The organism is Renibacterium salmoninarum ATCC 33209 (assembly GCF_000018885.1).
Taxonomy (GTDB): domain Bacteria; phylum Actinomycetota; class Actinomycetes; order Actinomycetales; family Micrococcaceae; genus Renibacterium; species Renibacterium salmoninarum.
Genome location: NC_010168.1, coordinates 784753 through 800469 on the forward strand (window position 1 = coordinate 784753; position 15717 = coordinate 800469).

Sequence of the window (15717 nt, forward strand, 5' to 3'; positions counted from 1 at the left end):
CCGGGAAGTAGGCAAAAATGTCCGATTTTGACGCCGTCTGGAACTCGATTGACAGCGCGGTGGCTGCTGGTCATATGCCTGGCGCGGTAGCTGGCGTTCGCCGCAATGGGGTGACTGAATTCCACGCCGCCGGGTTCAAGGCCTTTGGATCCGACGAGCCAATGCAGGAAAACACGCAGTTCCGCATTGCCTCCTTGAGCAAGCTAATTGCCGGCGCATTGGGCGCACTGGTGTTGGATGAAGGCTTGATAGCTCTTGACGATCCGGTGTCAAAATGGTTGCCAGAATTCTCCGAACCACGAGTCCTCATTGACCCGGCAGGGCCGTTAGACAGCACCGTGCCAGCGGTTCGGCCAATCACGGTGCAACAGCTTTTCACCTTCACCATGGGCATCGGCGTGATTTTCGAGCCGACGCCGTTGAGCGAGGCAGTGCGGAGCGCAGGAATCGGTGCCAGCATCTTTCCGCCCGATATGACCGGGGATGAGTATCTGGCGAAGTTGTCCGCGTTGCCGTTGGCGCATCAACCAGGTGAGCGTTGGATGTACAACACCAGCGGTGATGTTTTTTCAGCGTTGGTGGCTAGGGCTGCGAAAAAGTCGCTGGGGGAGTTGCTGCGCGAGAAGATCACCGGACCGCTAGAGATGAATTCGACTGGTTTTTCGGCAATGCGGCTGACCTTGCCACCCAGTACTACCCTGACGCAGATGGCCTGACCGCTGTTGATCAGCCGGACGGCCGATTCAGTAAACAACCAAAATTTGAGACTTTGGCCGGGGGTTGGTCTCCACGGTCCCGGACTATTTCGCTTTCCTGACCGCTTTGGCTTACGGTAGTCTGCTGCCGGAGGCGCTGAAGAGCCAAATGCTCTCGGATCAGTTGAAACCCGAGCAGCGTGCAGGCGCGTTCCCGATCCTTGATTCTGCGGAAAGTTGGGGTTGGCAAATTGGTGTCAATATTGCGCCGGGGCAGCATTCCATGTCGGTTGGTAGCTATGGCTGGACGGGCGGTAGTGGTTGTAGCGCAGCGGTCGACCCAGCACGTGAGTTGATCGGAGTCGTGATGAGCCAGCGGGCGATGGCCACCCCAGTAGATAACTACGACTACTTTTGGGCTCCGCTGGCGGAGTGATTGGCAGAATAACCTTCGGGATAACGGACAGACTCAGGCAAAGCGAGCTAAAAACCCTTGCACCATGGGCATGAATCCGGGTGCCAATTGTGAGCTTCTGGACACTCCGGGCTTCAGTTCATCCAGGTACAGACCGTGATCGGCGCCAGGAAAAACGGCTAAGCCATGCGGATTTCCTGCAAGCGGATTCAGCAGCTGAGAAAACGCGACCACGCTTTGCGGAATGGGAACTAGCTTGTCGTCCGCGCCGAAGGTCGCAAGCACCGGGCAGTGGACCTTTGGTAACACCGCTTCCGGATCGAAACCTAAGTTTCGGGCCAGAAAGCTAAGCATTTCGACGTCGTCGAAGTATCGGGTTGTGAGCTGGTACCCAGGCTGGTCGATGAATTTGCGTTGCAGATCTAAGACCTGTTCGGCTGATTTATTGGCTAGCAGGAGTTGCGTACGTTCGTCGAGCCAGCTGAGGCCGGCGGCGATATCGGCAGCGTTTAGCTCGCTCGAGCGCAGGTCAGTTTCGATCCGGTACCGCTCTTGTTCGGCAGGGCTCACGCCGGGGCCCGAGACTGAGATCAGGAAGTCGACGTCGTCGCTCATGGCAGCGGCCAATAAGCTGATCCAGCCACCCTGGCTCACACCATAGAAACCTGTTTGACTGCCGTCCAGCAACGGATGCGCCTTGAGCGCTTTCAGTGCGGCTAGCGATTCTTCAGCGCCGTCGGGGAACGTTTGCAGCCGCCAGTCTCCGGGGGATTTGCCGCATCCGGGTTTATCCATGCTGAGCACAACGGCGCTAGCAGCCGCGAGCCGCTGCGGAGCCTCACCCCAACCGTCTGCGGTACCCTCGCCCGAGCCATCAACCAATACCAACCAGGGGAGCGGTCCGGGCAAGTCAGGGGTGTGGATCAAGGCATTCAGGGTGCCAGAGGCAGTGTTGACACTGAACTCTTCCACGGTGACGGGTTGCATAAATTGCAGCCTAATGGACATCTCGCAAGACATGGCCGGGAGTTGGTCCCGCTGAGCGCGCCTATTCAGTGGGATAAACCCGTTTGTCCCACTGGGAGTCCCAACTTAGTGGGACCCACTGCTCGAGGCAGCTCGACGACGGCGGGGATGGTCGAGGCGGTATTGGCGGAGCCAGACCTCGACTTTGCCGTGGGTCTTGAGCCATACTTCGACAAGGTGTTTCGCGTGAAAATTAGTGGTGTGCGCCATCTCACCTGGTCAGCTTCACCAGATTGTGCTGCCAGGTGCGGCTGATACCTTACAATTGAATAGACACCTTCTTACGGAATCCCTTATTCTTATCAGTTTCTTCCTGCCCAATTCTTGAGGCAGGAGTGTTCGTGTTGGGCCCCGCTTCATGCGGGCTTGTGCCTAGGGATAGCCGTGAGGTGAATGACTGGAAGCGTGACACAACGCTGTCCGGCCCTAGTGCAAATGAGGAATATCCCCATGTCCGAAAACACCCAAAATAGCTCTGCAGAAATTGAAAACTCGGCACCGGCTGAGACCGAAGAACAAGATGTACTCTTCACCGACTTTGGCCTTGATGGCCGAGTGCTTGCTGCTCTGAAAGATGTTGGCTACGAGAAGCCGTCCCCGATCCAGGCCGCAACCATTCCGGTGCTGTTGGAAGGGCGCGACGTCGTCGGCCTGGCTCAGACCGGTACCGGTAAGACCGCGGCCTTCGCGCTGCCGGCGCTATCGCGGATGGCAAACCTTCCGGCCACCAAAGACACTCAGATCCTGGTGCTCGCACCGACCCGCGAACTCGCGCTGCAGGTTGCCGAAGCATTTTCTTCCTACGCCGCGCACATGGACAACTTCAGTGTGCTGCCCGTCTACGGTGGCTCGGCTTATGGCCCGCAGCTGGCCGGTTTGCGCCGTGGTGCGCAGGTCGTGGTGGGAACCCCTGGTCGCGTTATCGACCACCTTTCCAAGGGTTCGTTGGACTTGTCCAACCTGCAGTACTTGGTCTTGGATGAAGCCGATGAGATGTTGCGGATGGGCTTCGCTGACGACGTCGAGCAGATCCTGGCTGAGACGCCGGAGGACAAGCAAGTTGCGCTGTTCTCCGCGACTATGCCGGGCCAGATCCGCCGAATCGCCAAGAAATACTTGAACAACCCGGCCGAAATCTCGGTCAAAGCGAAGACCACCACTGGCGAAAACACTCGTCAGCGTTACCTTCAGGTGATGGGCCCGCACAAGCTCGACGCGATGACCCGGATTCTTGAAGTTGAAGACTACGACGGCGTTATCGCCTTCGTGCGCACCAAAATGGCAACCGAAGAGCTTGCCGATAAGTTGAAGTCACGCGGCTACCGTGCGGCAGCAATCAACGGTGACATCCCGCAGCAACAGCGCGAGCGCACCGTTGAGGCACTTCGTTCAGGCAGCATTGACGTGCTGGTTGCTACTGACGTTGCCGCTCGTGGTTTGGACGTTGAGCGCATCAGCTTGGTAGTCAACTACGACATTCCGCATGATACGGAGTCCTACGTGCACCGTATTGGCCGTACCGGCCGTGCTGGCCGTTCAGGCGACGCAATCCTGTTCATGACCCCGCGGGAGAAGTACTTGCTGCGCGCGATTGAGAAGGCTACTCGTCAGCCGGTTGAGCAGATGCACTTGCCTAGTGCGGACACCATTAACAACCTGCGTTTGAGCAAGTTTGCCGATCAAATCACTGAGACCTTGGGTTCACAAGAACTTTCAGTTTTCCGTGAATTGATCAGCACCTATGAGCAAGAGCACGACGTTACGGCGGCAGAGATTGCTGCTGCGCTGGCCTACATGGCGCAGGGTGGCGAATCCTTGTTGGTCAAGGATCTGCCTGCGGCGCCGGAATACCAGAAGCGTGAACGCGCTAAGGACGGCTTCGGCTCGCGTGGTCCGACCCGCACCCTCACTGAAGGCAACGCGACCTACCGGATCGCCGTCGGCCGTCGTCAGCGGGTTATGCCCGGCTCGATCGTTGGCGCTATTGCCAACGAAGGTGGCTTGTCCTCTTCGCAGATCGGCGGCATCGATATACGTGCCGACCACACTCTGGTTGAACTGCCGGCTGAGCTGAGCAAGGATCAGTGGCGTGCACTGTCCAAGACTCGGATTGGCGGCGAGCTGATTCGTTTGGAGTTGGATTCCGGCCGCAAGCCGCGTTCCGAGCGTGAAGGCGAAGGCTTCAGCGGCGGTGGTGGCGGTGGCTACAAGGGCAAGCGTGAAGGTGGCGAGCGTAGCTTTGGTGCGTGTTCCACTGGCGGTGGCCACACCGGTCACGGCGCAGGGGACCGCAAGCCTCGCCATGGCAAGACCGACGGCGGTAAAGATTTCAACCGCAAGGGCAAGTGGTAATTAGCATTTGATGGAAGGCCGGTTGTTTCGACGATTTCGTTGAAACAACCGGCCTTTCGTTTTTGCGCTTCGGGCCCAAACCGTGAACTCGATCTGAACGCTTCATTAACGTTGGCGGGATGTTCCCGGTGAAAATCCATTTGTATGACGAAATCTCTTGGAACTCGCAATTTTGGCCCATAGCATCGGGTTGTCATGCGGACTGTATGACGTAACAAGTTCGACGACGACGAAGCTTTAGTTCGTCGAGCTCAGACGGTTGGAAAGTATTTCTTATGGGACTTTTCGATGACATCAAGAAGAATGTCGAAGATGTAGCCAAGAATGTGGGCGATGCAGTGGGGGACGTGTTCAACCCGAACCACGACCAGAACCAGTCCGAGCAGGCTCCGGCCGAGCAGGAATCCCCGGCAGCAGCCAACGACGACGTCGCTGCTGAGCCGGTTGCTGTAGACGCTCCGGTTGAGGTCGCACCCGTGGCTGAAGAAGTTGCACCGGTTGAAGCCTCTCCGGTCACTGAAGAGGCTCCTGTGGCCCGTCAGGTGACTGTTGCTGAAGGAGATAGCCTTTCCGCTATCGCTGAAGCTAACGGCGTGGACCTGCAGGCTCTGATCAGCACCAACGGCATCGAGAACCCGGACCTGATTTTCCCGGGCCAGGTTTTGACGCTTCCGTAGGTTTTTCGCGCAAATAGCAACGCAGGATTCCTCGCCAAAAGGCCCGTTCAAGGGGCTAGTAGATGGCGTGGGGATCCTGCGTTGCTGCTTGTGGAATCGCTTTTCTGGAAGTAGCATTTGGCCGATTTCCCCCAGGCGAAATCCACTGGTAAAGTATTCATCTGTTGCCCCCCTAGCTCAGTGGTAGAGCGCGTTCTTGGTAAGAACGAGGTCACCGGATCGATTCCGGTGGGGGGCTCGCAATGGGTAGGCTCGTGTCAAGACGGTTTTTGACCGGCGAAGACACGGGCCAATCCCATTTATGGCGGTGTAGCTCAGTTGGTTAGAGCGCACGACTCATAATCGTGAGGTCGGGAGATCGAGTCTCCCCACCGCTACCGACGGAAATCCGCGCAGTTCCTGGTTTTGGCCCGGAACTGCGCCGATTTTTTATGCCCGAACGGGCCTGAACCGTTCAAAAATTCGCCGTCACAACCCACCACAGCCGGAGCAAGATAACCTGGAAATATGAAGATCTATTGGAACGATCCAAGACGGCGACGGCGTTACCAGCACAATCGAGCTAGAGCGCGATAAGTACGACGAGCGGGCATTATCCGATTTACGCGCCGCAGTACCGCCAAACTCCACGCTGGTCCGCGTCGATAAAAACTAGTTGATGATTCAGCTTGTATAACTCAGCTGGTTCATACGCCCTAGCTGGCGTTTAGCTGGGCCTTTAAGGCATCGCGCAGCTCCGCGATGATCTGCTCGAATGTCATGGAGTTTTCAGCGCTAACCCAGCGCAGGAACGCTACTCGAAACAAGGACATACCCCAGCCGGCAGCAAGGCTCGCAACGGGCTCCGCTAGGCCGCGCTCGCGCAGTGCGTCAGACATTGCCGACGACAGCTGATCAAACTTGGTCAATTCACGTTCTTGCAATGCCGCCGTCGCGTCAAGAACGCTCTGTCGTTTCTGCGAGGATGGCCGCCGCGGCTCAAGATATTGCGCTACCGCTTGAAGCGATGCCAAAACGGCATCAAATGGATTCGCCTCCGGCGGCGAGCTCTGGATGGGCGACACAAATAGAGCCCGAAATTCGTCTTGACCACGAAAGAAAACTTCACGTTTATCAGCGAAATAACGGAAAAAAGTCCGTTCGGTAACGCCCGCACGCTCGGCAATTTCCGTCACCGTGGTTTGCTCAAATCCCTGCTCGGCGTAGAGATCCATCGCGGCCAGGTACAGTCTCCCGCCGGCGTCAGGTTCCCATCTGTTCATGCCTCGATATTACATCATGACAGTCACCGACATTAGTTGTATGGTTGATGTCAATGACTGACATTGATGAACTTTCGCGCATTCAGCGTGAGGCGATGCTCGGTCAGTAGGAGGCTTCTTATGCGGGTATTTGTTACTGGTGCTTCTGTCTGGATCGGTTCAGCAATCACTGCTGACCTTCTGGCTGCGGGCCATCAGGTGGTTGGCTTGGCTCGATCCGACGAGTCGGCTGCTGCGATCACGGCAGCCGACGCCGAAGTGCAGCGCGGCGATCTCACTGATTTGGCCAGCTTGCGAGCTGGTGCGGAAGGAGCCGACGGCATCATCCACACGGCCTTCATTCATGACTTCACCCTACACGAGGCAGCTGCGGCCGTCGACCTGGCAGCTGTCCAACTTTTCGGGGATCTGCTTGAAGGCACTGACCGTCCGCTGGTTATCGCCTCAGGAATGCTTGGCGCCGGGTCGCGTGAAACCGATATCCCTGATTCAACGTCTTTTCAGTCGCCCCGTCAGCTCACCGAAAAGGTTGTGCTGGATTTTGCGAATCGCGGTATTCGATCAGCAGTGGTGCGCTTGGCTCCTACAGTTCATGGCGACGGCGACTATAGGGTTCTTGCCGATTGTGATCAAGGGGAATCGGGAAAGCGGTAGCTCGGTCTATGTGGGCGACGGGAGTAACGTCTGGCCGGCGGTGCATCGCTTAGGCGCGGCGCACCTCTTCTGCCTGGCACTCGAAAATGCTCCGGCAGGTTCGGTCTTGCATGCGATCGATGACGAAGCGGTGCCGTTTAGGGATATTGCCGAGGTGATTGGGCGCCATCTGAATCTGCCGTTGCTGAGTTTGACCGCAGAGGAAGCTGTTGAGCGCTTTGGCTGGGTGGGTAGGTTTTTGATGTTTGATAAGCCTGCGAGCAGTGCACTAACCCGGGATTGGCTCGGTTGGAATCCGACTGGTCCGAAATTGCTCGAAGATCTTGAGCAGGGGCATTATTTCCGGGTCGAACAACAATAGAGCACGCCCAGGAGTGAGTTTTGGCCATTTTTAGTCGCATTAACTTTACTTTCCGTAAACCTATTGTCTCTTTTGCTACTGGTGAGTAACTTCGAAGGAAGTGTCGTGTTAACTAGGTCACATGACAGGAGTACAACGGAGACTTGCCAATGACGCTCAAATCTCGCTCCATCGCGACTGCCACCACTTTGTTCGTAGCCGCCGGGTGCATGCTCGCGGCCACGCCTGCTGCTCAGGCAGCATCAACTCAACCAGCTAGCAACGCAGCTAGCAGCTCAGCTTCCTTCTTCAAGTACGACGGCGCAAAGCCGCTGACAGATTATGCTCCAGGTGATGTGCTCAAAAGCCGCACCATCGCCTATCACGTGGCCGGATTTCCCATTCCGGTGAGCGTTGAGCAGGTGCTTTACCGCTCCACAAACATGTTGGGGCAAGCGGTAGCTAACGTCACCTCAATTGTGAAGCCCGCCGCCCCGGGTCCGCTTGAGTGGCTGAGTCCCTTGAAGGCCGTGGGAAGCTCGTTTCCTATCAGTCCTTCTATGATTCGCTCAATCCGGAAGACGGACCCTCGCGCGCGATTTCTGGCGATTTCAGCCTCGGTAGCCTGGTCGCTGGCAAGTCCAACGATGGCGCCATAATTCCCACTGCTGAGACCGCGATTATTGCGCCTTTGCTGTTGCAGGGTTACACCGTGAACCTGCCCGACGTCGAAGGCCAGACTGCAGAATTTGCGGCAGGACCGGCCTACGGCCAGTACACCTTGGATTCTTTGCGGGCCGCATATAACTCACCAAAGGCCGGCTTGAACAAGAACACCAAGACCGCAATGCTTGGCTACTCTGGTGGTGCGATTGCTACCAACTGGGCCGCGCAATTAGCTCCTACCTACGCCCCGGACGTCAACAAGAATCTGGTTGGTGCCACTGAGGGCGGTGTGCTGGTAGCCCTGGCACACAACTTGAACTACATCTCCGGAACCCCGATTTGGGCCGGCGTAGCTGCAATGGCGATCAAGGGTGTGGCTCGTGCGCTGAACCTTGATTTCACACCGTACTTGAACGCTAAGGGCGTCGAGCTGTTCAAAAAGATCGATGCGGCCTCAATTACCGAAGGCTTCATTATGGGTTCCGGCGTGAAATGGGAAGACATTGCAAAGCCCGAATACGCGAATCCCAACCGGATTCAGATCTTTGTCGACACTGTCAACAAAGTGAATATGGGCCAGTATGGTTCACCAACCATCCCGTTGCAGATCGCTCAGGGAGCTACCGGCGTGCTGGAAGGCACCCCGGGTGTTGGTGTGGGCGACGGTGTGATGATTGCCGGTGACGTTCGAGCAATTGCCAAGCATTTCTGCGCCAGCGGTACTCAAGTTCAGTACACCGAGCACTATTTGCTCGGCCATGTTGGTACCACTTTGGCCTGGTACCCGGGCGCACTGTCCTGGATCAATGACCGGTTTGCCGGAAAGACAGCTCCGAATAACTGCGCAAGCATCGCAGCTGGTAACTCCTTGGCTCCGGAAGTTCTAGCGCCGTAGTTATTACTGCCCTAGCTTTTTACCTTTGACTCGGCGTCGAACTCCCATTACCTCGGGGTTCGGCGCCGAGTCATATGCTCCGGGCTAGCTCGGCAACCCGGCGAATGAGGTCATCGAAAAACACTTTCGGTTCAGTTTTGACAGCAACCCAAGCGTTTTTGGGACGGCCCCATTGGCCCCGCCAATCAGCAATAGTTGCTCCTCGAGACAATGTGCCACCAAGTTCGACGTCGACGGTCGCCTGGCGCAATGTTGCCAACGAAGGGTCCAAGGCGACTGCTGCCGCGAACGGGTCGTGCATATGGCTGATATAGCCCTGCCCCTCCGCCGCGTGGAACTCGAAATAGAAGCGAATAGCATCGCTAAAATGCCGAACTAAAGGATTCGAAGCTTGGGAACGAGTTCCAGCAGGGTCGTCCTGATCTGGGGTTTCAACTGGAGTGCTACCCGCTGCCACCGCCAACTCGGCAAGATGCTGCGGCGTCATAATGACCGTTTCAGTCACATCAAGCGGGCAAATAATGGGCTGCCGCTCGGGTGGTAATACCGAAAAAGCGTCGAAGACGAGCTTTGCCGATTCTGGATCTACCGCGACATTCCACTCACTACAGGGCGTGGTGTTCCCCGGATAATTGAACGCACCGCCCATCACCACAAGACGTTTAAGCAGCAGTGGCAGCTCCGGCTCCAACTTGATCGCCAGCGCCAGATTTGTCAGCGGTCCGGTGACTAAGCCGATTACTTCGCCTGGCCGGGAGCGCACGGTATCGATCCACAGCTGAGTCGCATGCCTCGGTGAAAGCGGGGTAACTGGCGCCGGGAGCTCGGCGTATCCAATGCCCTGCGGTCCGTGCGTTTCTTCGGTTGTCATCAGGGGAGCGAGCAGTGGCACCTCGGCGCCAAGCGCCACCTCAATGCCAGTGCGGCCACAGAGCTCAAGCCAGGCCAAATTATTTATGGCAACTTGCTGGGCCGGCACATTGCCCGCGGTGCAACTGATGCCAAGGATTTCGGCGTCGTCGTGGGCAAGCAAATAGAGCAGGGCAAGTGAGTCGTCAATACCGGTATCGACGTCAATAAGCAGTGGGGCGCGCATAAACCAGTTCTAGCACCCCACTGCCACTTCCTGTGCGGGTTACTGCGTTTTGCTGTAATCCGGTAGTTCTTGAAGCGCCCAGGTATTGCCGTCTGGATCGGCGAAGTAGATGAAGCGTCCCCAAGCCATATCAGTGACCTCGCTTGTTTCTACGCCGCGACCGCGCAGCTCGGCAAAAGTTTCGTCGGCGTTCTCGATCACCATCATGACGCCTTTTTGCGTTCCGGGAGCCATTTCCACCACGCCTTGGCCTAGAACAATCGAGCAGGCAGAGCCTGGCGGGGTGAGCTGGACGAACCGGATATTTTCATCAACGCGATGGTCATGACCGGAATTGAATCCGACTTTGTCGACGTAAAAAGCTTGGGCTCGGTCAATGTCAATGTTCAATGTCAGTGACGGGAATCGGGACGACTTCGATTTTCATGGTGGATGACATGTGAACTGTCCGTTCTTGGAGTGATGAGATCAGCTTAGAAGCAGTAGCGGTCAGTTTCTGACCTCATGAAAATCTTTTTTGCGGCAACGCCTTTTCGTCCTTTCAGCACGTCATCTGGATCACGGAAATCGCAGCTCAGCCGCTTACAGCGTTACGGTAGATACATGTCTTCCCCCACCGAGGCTTATGGCGATACCGGCCTGGCCAATCAGAGTAAACCTTTGACTTCTCCGCTGCCTAGAATCCGCAATGTTCCGGCCGAAATCGCCCGATCTTGGCTGCTCGTTCCGGCAACTCAACCAGCGACATTCGATGCCGCAGTTGCTTCCCGCGCGGACGCCGTCGTGCTTGATATCGAAGATGCCGTTGACCCCTCGCACAAGTCGTCGGCGCGCAGCGATGTCATCCAGTGGCTTCAGAACGGCGGCGAAGCTTGGGTTCGCATCAACGATGCGAGCAGTGACTTTTGGGCGGACGACGTCGCCGGCTTGCGTGGCACGCCCGGATTGCAAGGCGTGATGTTGGCGAAGACCGAAAGTGCCGAGCAGGTCAAAGAAACGTATCACCGGCTCGATGGTAAAACTCGAGTGCTCGCACTCGTGGAATCCGCCGTCGGCATTGAAGAAGCTAATAATATTGCCCGCGCGGAGGGCGCTTTCCGGCTTGCTTTCGGCTCCGGAGATTTCCGACGCGATACCGGTATGGCGGCGGATCGCGAAGCAATGGCCTACCCGCGTGCCAAGCTCGTAGTTGCTAGCCGGGTGGGAAACCTGCCGGGACCGATTGACGGCCCAACGGTAGGCACCAACCACCCGATTCTGCGCGAACAATCTGCGATCACGGTATCGATGGGTATGACCGGCAAACTTTGCCTGCAAAGTGACCAGACTACGGTGATCAACGAAGTCATTTCGCCAGCACCTTCAGACGTTGTTTGGGCCACTGACTTCATGGCGGACTTCAACGCTCGCGGCGGCGTGATTCGGGACGGTTCGGACCTTCCTCGGTTGGGTCGAGCCGAGAAGATCTTGAAGCTCGCACTCGCTTTTGGCGTTCAGCCGGCCAGCTGAGGTGCTAGTCCGTGGGCTGGATTGGTCCGAGCGCGGAGTCAGGCTAAACGTCGTTGCAGAGCCTACGTCCGAGCTTCTGGCGCCCGGAAGTTTTTTGGGCTTCCGGGTGCTCGATGGTAGGAAGCACTGTCTGGGATTTAGCCAGATGCTTGGCGAGGCTGGCAGTAAGTCCGTGCCGTGCCCGGACGATTCGCTCGCCGAACGCGGCTATCAATGTGGGCCGTGTTTCGCTCGGGATGAGTTCCGGGCGATTCATGACATTCATCGGGGCGGCCAGGCATCGGCAGGGCTCAAAGCTTATGTCGCTCAGCCGCATTGGTTGTACATTGCCACCTTTGCGCGCGAAGCCAGCAAAGTGGGCACCGCTTCGCAATTGCGCAAATGGGCTAGGTTGGCCGAGCAGGGCGCGATCGCGGCGCAGTACATTGCGCTTGCCGACGACGGCCGGACGGTTCGATTATTGGAAGATTCGATCAGTTCTGGCTTAGGAATTCCGCAGCAGATCCGCTCAGCGAGCAAGTTCAGTGGCTTACTTACGCCCGATCCTTTGGCGCAAATCCTGCAGGCTAACGCTGAAGTGGCTGCTGCTGCCCGTGAGCATTTAGCCGGTATCGGGTTGCCAGGTTTTCAGCTTTCTGACGAGCAGTGGGAATTGCCGGAACACGGCAGATCATTGCTAACCGCTGGGCCAAGAATTGCCTATCCATTGCCTTCGAACGAAGGCAGCCATGGAATCCAGCTCAAGGGTTTGTTGGGCAGCTTCGCCTGGGGATGCGTGGAAGATCAGGATTTTCTGTTAGATCTGGGTGCGCTCAAAGGACGAATCATTGAGCTAGGCCAATTTGAATCTGAGCTTCCAGCCCTGCAGGATTCGTTGTTCTGAGCTCCCGTGCACTCAAGGCCTGCGCTAAGGCGAGTAAAGTTGGAGCGTGCTCAACGAATATTGGCAGACCTCAGGAATGGCTTACCGCATCATCGTATTTAGCGCGATGGGATTCATCGCGCTAGGGCTGATCTTGACGATTATTGGCGCGAATACTGGAAATAATGGCCTGATGTGGACCGGAATGCCTTTTCTAGGGCTCGGCACAATCCTGCACGTAGCGGGCATCGCGGCCCGCGGCCAAGAAGTACGCCGCAGACTCCGCGAAGCCGCCAAAAAGCCCTGACATGCTACGAGGCTTTCGCCGTCCTCAGCGTCAATACTGACACTGACACTGCCGCCAGCATCAAGACAAACCCCACAACGGCAATGACTACTGCCCCGTTGTCGAAAGCGTGCATGGCCGAATCGCGGAGTGCGCTCGCCGCATCGGCTCCTTGATTTTTGGCCACTTCAAGCGCGCCGCCAAGCGTGCCTTCAGCCTTTTCGGTCGCTGCGGCGTCGAGCCCCACAGGCAGTTGCAAGTGCGTGCGATAGACCGAGGCCAAAATGGAACCGAGCACGGCGGTGCCGAGCACTGATCCGAGTTCATACGCCGTCTCCGATATTGCTGAAGCAGCGCCGGATTTTTCTACCGGGGCAGAGGACAGGATGAGGTCGTTAGAAATTGTTTCAGCAACACCAACGCCCGCCCCCAGCACCATAAAAGCGATAACCAGCAGTGCAATAGGCGGTGGATTGAGGAAGGCCGTGAGGGCATAACCAACGGCGTTGAGTAACAGCCCGCCGGTGACTAGCCAAACCGGTTGCACAAAACGGGCGATCGGCACCACAACCAGGCCAGCCACCACGGCGAGGATCAACCCGGGCAATAGTGCTATTCCAGCTTGTGTGGGTCCCAGCCCTGCGACTAATTGCAAGTGTTGTGAGATGAAGAATAAGAATCCTACGAGCGAGAACACGCTGAGCAAATTCGCCAGCACACCGCCGGTGAAGACCGGATTCCGGAATAACTGCACCTCAAGCATTGGTGTTCGCTGCCGCAGCTGGCGACGAATAAACAACCACATGCAAAACAGGCCGACGGCGGCAGCCAGCACCGCGGTAGCGCTCAGTCCTTCCGATGCGAAAGTTTTAATGCCGTAGACCAGCGGCACCATTGCGGCAAACGAAAGCACAATACTGAGGGGATCAATCGGAGCCGGTTTCGGATCCCGGGATTCAGTGATGAAGATCGGGCCGAAGATCAGCAACGGAATCAAAACGGGCACGGCGAGCAGAAACACTGAACCCCACCAGAAGTGCTCTAGTAAAAAGCCGCCCACAATCGGACCGAGTGCGGCACCGCCGGAAAATGCTGCTGCCCAAATGGCAATTGCGGTTCGGCGTTGCCGGGGGTCCAAGAAAATGTTTCGGATCAGCGAAAGCGTCGAGGGCATGAGCATCGCACCGAAGAAGCCTAAGAGCGCACGGGCGGCAATAAGCCATGCGGCATTGGGTGCAAAGGCGGCCAACGCAGAGACTACGGTGAAGCCCGCGCCACCAATCAGTAGCAGCCGACGGCGGCCAACTCGGTCAGAGAACGAACCCATCGACACCAGCAAGCCCGCTAATACCAAAGGGTAAACGTCAACGATCCAGAGCAATTCTGGCCCGCTTGGTGAGAGCGTGCTGGAAATTTCTGGAATGGCGAAGGACAAAACAGTATTGTCCACTGCCACCAGAAGCACTGGAAGCATGAGTACGGCCAAGGCGAGCCAATTCCTGGCAGTCGCGCGCACGGGCGCCTGACCGTTCGTGGAAACTGGCGAAGTTGTTGACATTTTTGCTATTCCTCTTCATCATCGGCTTGAGAAATTAACTGTACCGTCTGGACGGTATATGATCAAGTAGGATCAGCAAACCGCACTGACAAGGGATGATTGGATCATGACTCGCACTTCTTCTGCTCGGGATCGCATACTGCAAGCCTTTGAGAATCTCCTCCTGAGCGACGGCGAACGCGCTGCCACTTTGGAGTCGGTCGCGGCAGCGGCTGGCGTGTCTAAAGGTGGGCTGCTCTACCATTTCGGTAGCAAAGAAGCGCTTGGCGAGGGTCTTATTGAAAAGTTTCTTCAGCTTGGTGCTGAAGACTTAGTAGCAATCAAAAACGCACCAGAAGGCGCGGCAAGTTACTATTTGCGAACGTCCGGGCAAAGCGATGCTTCCTTCGACAAGGTGCTTATTGCGGCCTTGCGACTGCCGCAAGGCCAGATGGAAGACGCGAAGGCCGCTTTTGCTGAGCTGCAGAAAGGCTGGTTCGACGCCATCCAAGCTGAAATTAACGATCTGGAAGTTGCGCAGGCGATCATGCTGATGGGGGATGGCATGTATTACAACGCCTCCTTACACGGCAGTTACCTGGGAATACCTGGGACAACCTATGAACAGAACCTTGCCGCGTTGCAGAATGTAGTCAATCGATTGCGAAAGTAGGTTGACTGAATGCTCTCTGCGAGCCGAAATCCAGTCTGGAGATGGGTAGCGATTGTCGTCGCGCTGCTGGTCTTGGTTGCTTTGATGGCGGCCTTCTTTTTATCGGGCACTGGTGGAGCTGGAAAGCCAGCGGCTGAATCGTCGTCGGCAAGCTCGGAATCGAATACCGCGCAGATTGGACCAACACCTACTGAAGAAGCCAGTCAGAGCGCGGCAATGATCGCGATCTTGCCAGCCAAGCCAATGCCGGATGGGCTGAGCCTGACTGGCCCGGGTACTTTGAGTGCGCAAGATCAAGCGCAGGTTGACAGCGACGCCAAATCACTCACCGTGACGCCAACGGGATGTTTACCGTTGTTACCGGTAAATCAGCGTATTTTCCGCATTGCTGGTTCACTTGGCCAGGCCCTCTATCTGGTCAAGGGTCCTGGACTGGCGGATGACAAAACTCGGGCGGCCTCCGGGACAATCACCGAATATGCTGACGTTACTTCGTCTGATGCCAAGATGCAGGAATTTGCTGCTGCCATGCCAGCCTGTGGTAGTGATTTTTCGGTGACAACCGCGGGGGTGCAAGGAGCTCAGACATTGCTGCCACAGACCGTTGAAACTCCCGGTGTGCAGTCCTTGTGCTAAAATCTCCAAATCAAAGAACTTCCGGGCCGCAGTACGGCAAGTAATGAGCTCATTTGTCATTTACGCTCACAGAACGTGATCATCACCGTGATGGAGACCAGCAATACTTTGAACCCGAGCGCTGAGGTTTTGGCGC

At 56.7% G+C, this 15717-nt stretch carries 16 protein-coding genes, 2 tRNA genes and 1 pseudogene; 14 read left to right on the forward strand and 5 right to left on the reverse strand.

The genetic code is table 11. The annotated features are described in order from the left end of the window. Positions 1-17 precede the first annotated feature (17 nt). Positions 18-716 carry a serine hydrolase domain-containing protein gene (locus RSAL33209_RS19130; protein WP_012244358.1) on the forward strand — a complete coding sequence of 233 codons (699 nt, stop codon included), beginning with the start codon at positions 18-20 and terminating at the stop codon, positions 714-716. Positions 717-780: 64 nt separating this feature from the next. After that, on the forward strand, positions 781-1131 hold the full coding sequence (locus RSAL33209_RS19135) for a serine hydrolase (RefSeq protein WP_012244359.1): 351 nt from the start codon (positions 781-783) through the stop codon (positions 1129-1131). A 33-nt stretch (positions 1132-1164) separates the two neighbouring features. Here RSAL33209_RS19135 and RSAL33209_RS15935 read toward each other — a convergent pair whose 3' ends face one another. Next, a complete protein-coding gene (locus RSAL33209_RS15935; protein ID WP_158539288.1) occupies positions 1165-2097 on the reverse strand; it encodes an alpha/beta hydrolase family protein in 933 nt (310 codons plus the stop codon). Positions 2098-2586: 489 nt separating this feature from the next. Between RSAL33209_RS15935 and RSAL33209_RS03970 the strand changes: the two genes are divergently transcribed. The 4 genes from RSAL33209_RS03970 (at position 2587) to RSAL33209_RS03985 (ending at position 5542) form a co-directional block, all read left to right on the forward strand. After that, positions 2587-4488 (forward strand): DEAD/DEAH box helicase, encoded by a 1902-nt coding sequence (locus RSAL33209_RS03970; RefSeq protein WP_114621291.1) that lies wholly within the window; start codon positions 2587-2589, stop codon positions 4486-4488. Between the two features lie 275 nt (positions 4489-4763). Further along, positions 4764-5165, forward strand: coding sequence for a LysM peptidoglycan-binding domain-containing protein (locus RSAL33209_RS03975; RefSeq protein ID WP_012244362.1), 402 nt, complete (start codon positions 4764-4766; stop codon positions 5163-5165). A 166-nt stretch (positions 5166-5331) separates the two neighbouring features. After that, positions 5332-5403, forward strand: a tRNA-Thr gene (locus RSAL33209_RS03980). A gap of 65 nt (positions 5404-5468) precedes the next feature. Next, a tRNA-Met gene (locus tag RSAL33209_RS03985) sits at positions 5469-5542 on the forward strand. 318 nt (positions 5543-5860) lie between these two features. Here RSAL33209_RS03985 and RSAL33209_RS03990 read toward each other — a convergent pair. Further along, positions 5861-6427, reverse strand: a complete 567-nt coding sequence (locus RSAL33209_RS03990) for a TetR family transcriptional regulator (RefSeq protein WP_012244363.1) — start codon at positions 6425-6427, stop codon at positions 5861-5863. A 120-nt stretch (positions 6428-6547) separates the two neighbouring features. Here RSAL33209_RS03990 and RSAL33209_RS18545 point away from each other — a divergent pair, with 120 nt between their 5' ends. The 3 genes from RSAL33209_RS18545 (at position 6548) to RSAL33209_RS04000 (ending at position 8982) form a co-directional block, all read left to right on the forward strand. Beyond that, positions 6548-7081 carry an NAD-dependent epimerase/dehydratase family protein gene (locus RSAL33209_RS18545; protein WP_233494269.1) on the forward strand — a complete coding sequence of 178 codons (534 nt, stop codon included), beginning with the start codon at positions 6548-6550 and terminating at the stop codon, positions 7079-7081. Continuing rightward, complete coding sequence (locus RSAL33209_RS18550) at positions 7053-7442, forward strand: Rossmann-fold NAD(P)-binding domain-containing protein (protein ID WP_233494270.1); 390 nt, start codon at positions 7053-7055, stop codon at positions 7440-7442. Before RSAL33209_RS18545 ends, RSAL33209_RS18550 begins: the two co-directional genes overlap by 29 nt. 487 nt (positions 7443-7929) lie before the next feature. Beyond that, positions 7930-8982, forward strand: a complete 1053-nt coding sequence (locus tag RSAL33209_RS04000) for a lipase family protein (RefSeq protein ID WP_199533198.1) — start codon at positions 7930-7932, stop codon at positions 8980-8982. A 70-nt stretch (positions 8983-9052) separates the two neighbouring features. Here the strand turns inward: RSAL33209_RS04000 and RSAL33209_RS04005 are convergent, their stop codons facing one another. Together RSAL33209_RS04005 and RSAL33209_RS04010 are read right to left on the reverse strand one after the other, a co-directional pair. Then, positions 9053-10078 carry a nucleoside hydrolase gene (locus RSAL33209_RS04005; protein WP_012244369.1) on the reverse strand — a complete coding sequence of 342 codons (1026 nt, stop codon included), beginning with the start codon at positions 10076-10078 and terminating at the stop codon, positions 9053-9055. Between the two features lie 39 nt (positions 10079-10117). Beyond that, a pseudogene (locus tag RSAL33209_RS04010) lies at positions 10118-10505 on the reverse strand (glyoxalase superfamily protein). Between the two features lie 176 nt (positions 10506-10681). On the opposite strand from RSAL33209_RS04010, the gene RSAL33209_RS04015 reads away from it, so the two are divergent. Genes RSAL33209_RS04015 through RSAL33209_RS04025 form a run of 3 tightly spaced genes read left to right on the forward strand, consistent with a single transcriptional unit; the run spans position 10682 to position 12756 of the window. Then, on the forward strand, positions 10682-11587 hold the full coding sequence (locus RSAL33209_RS04015) for an HpcH/HpaI aldolase/citrate lyase family protein (protein WP_080503757.1): 906 nt from the start codon (positions 10682-10684) through the stop codon (positions 11585-11587). After that, complete coding sequence (locus tag RSAL33209_RS04020) at positions 11565-12470, forward strand: DUF2797 domain-containing protein (RefSeq protein WP_114597571.1); 906 nt, start codon at positions 11565-11567, stop codon at positions 12468-12470. Before RSAL33209_RS04015 ends, RSAL33209_RS04020 begins: the two co-directional genes overlap by 23 nt. Positions 12471-12516: 46 nt before the next feature. Next, a complete protein-coding gene (locus RSAL33209_RS04025; RefSeq protein WP_012244373.1) occupies positions 12517-12756 on the forward strand; it encodes a DUF3188 domain-containing protein in 240 nt (79 codons plus the stop codon). A 4-nt stretch (positions 12757-12760) separates the two neighbouring features. Here RSAL33209_RS04025 and RSAL33209_RS04030 read toward each other — a convergent pair whose 3' ends face one another. Then, on the reverse strand, positions 12761-14293 hold the full coding sequence (locus RSAL33209_RS04030; RefSeq protein WP_012244374.1) for an MFS transporter: 1533 nt from the start codon (positions 14291-14293) through the stop codon (positions 12761-12763). A gap of 106 nt (positions 14294-14399) precedes the next feature. On the opposite strand from RSAL33209_RS04030, the gene RSAL33209_RS04035 reads away from it, so the two are divergent. Further along, positions 14400-14945 (forward strand): TetR/AcrR family transcriptional regulator, encoded by a 546-nt coding sequence (locus RSAL33209_RS04035; RefSeq protein ID WP_012244375.1) that lies wholly within the window; start codon positions 14400-14402, stop codon positions 14943-14945. A gap of 9 nt (positions 14946-14954) precedes the next feature. Then, complete coding sequence (locus RSAL33209_RS04040) at positions 14955-15581, forward strand: hypothetical protein (RefSeq protein ID WP_012244376.1); 627 nt, start codon at positions 14955-14957, stop codon at positions 15579-15581. Positions 15582-15717: the final 136 nt, after the last annotated feature.

Bases quoted from the DNA above. Each gene is read 5' to 3' on its own strand.
- RSAL33209_RS19130 (WP_012244358.1), top strand. From the start codon at position 18: ATGTCCGATTTTGACGCCGTCTGGAACTCGATTGACAGCGCGGTGGCT.
- RSAL33209_RS15935 (WP_158539288.1), bottom strand. From the start codon at position 2,097: ATGCAACCCGTCACCGTGGAAGAGTTCAGTGTCAACACTGCCTCTGGC.
- RSAL33209_RS03970 (WP_114621291.1), top strand. From the start codon at position 2,587: ATGTCCGAAAACACCCAAAATAGCTCTGCAGAAATTGAAAACTCGGCA.
- RSAL33209_RS03975 (WP_012244362.1), top strand. From the start codon at position 4,764: ATGGGACTTTTCGATGACATCAAGAAGAATGTCGAAGATGTAGCCAAG.
- RSAL33209_RS03990 (WP_012244363.1), bottom strand. From the start codon at position 6,427: ATGAACAGATGGGAACCTGACGCCGGCGGGAGACTGTACCTGGCCGCG.
- RSAL33209_RS18545 (WP_233494269.1), top strand. From the start codon at position 6,548: ATGCGGGTATTTGTTACTGGTGCTTCTGTCTGGATCGGTTCAGCAATC.
- RSAL33209_RS04005 (WP_012244369.1), bottom strand. From the start codon at position 10,078: ATGCGCGCCCCACTGCTTATTGACGTCGATACCGGTATTGACGACTCA.
- RSAL33209_RS04015 (WP_080503757.1), top strand. From the start codon at position 10,682: ATGTCTTCCCCCACCGAGGCTTATGGCGATACCGGCCTGGCCAATCAG.
- RSAL33209_RS04030 (WP_012244374.1), bottom strand. From the start codon at position 14,293: ATGTCAACAACTTCGCCAGTTTCCACGAACGGTCAGGCGCCCGTGCGC.
- RSAL33209_RS04035 (WP_012244375.1), top strand. From the start codon at position 14,400: ATGACTCGCACTTCTTCTGCTCGGGATCGCATACTGCAAGCCTTTGAG.
- RSAL33209_RS04040 (WP_012244376.1), top strand. From the start codon at position 14,955: ATGCTCTCTGCGAGCCGAAATCCAGTCTGGAGATGGGTAGCGATTGTC.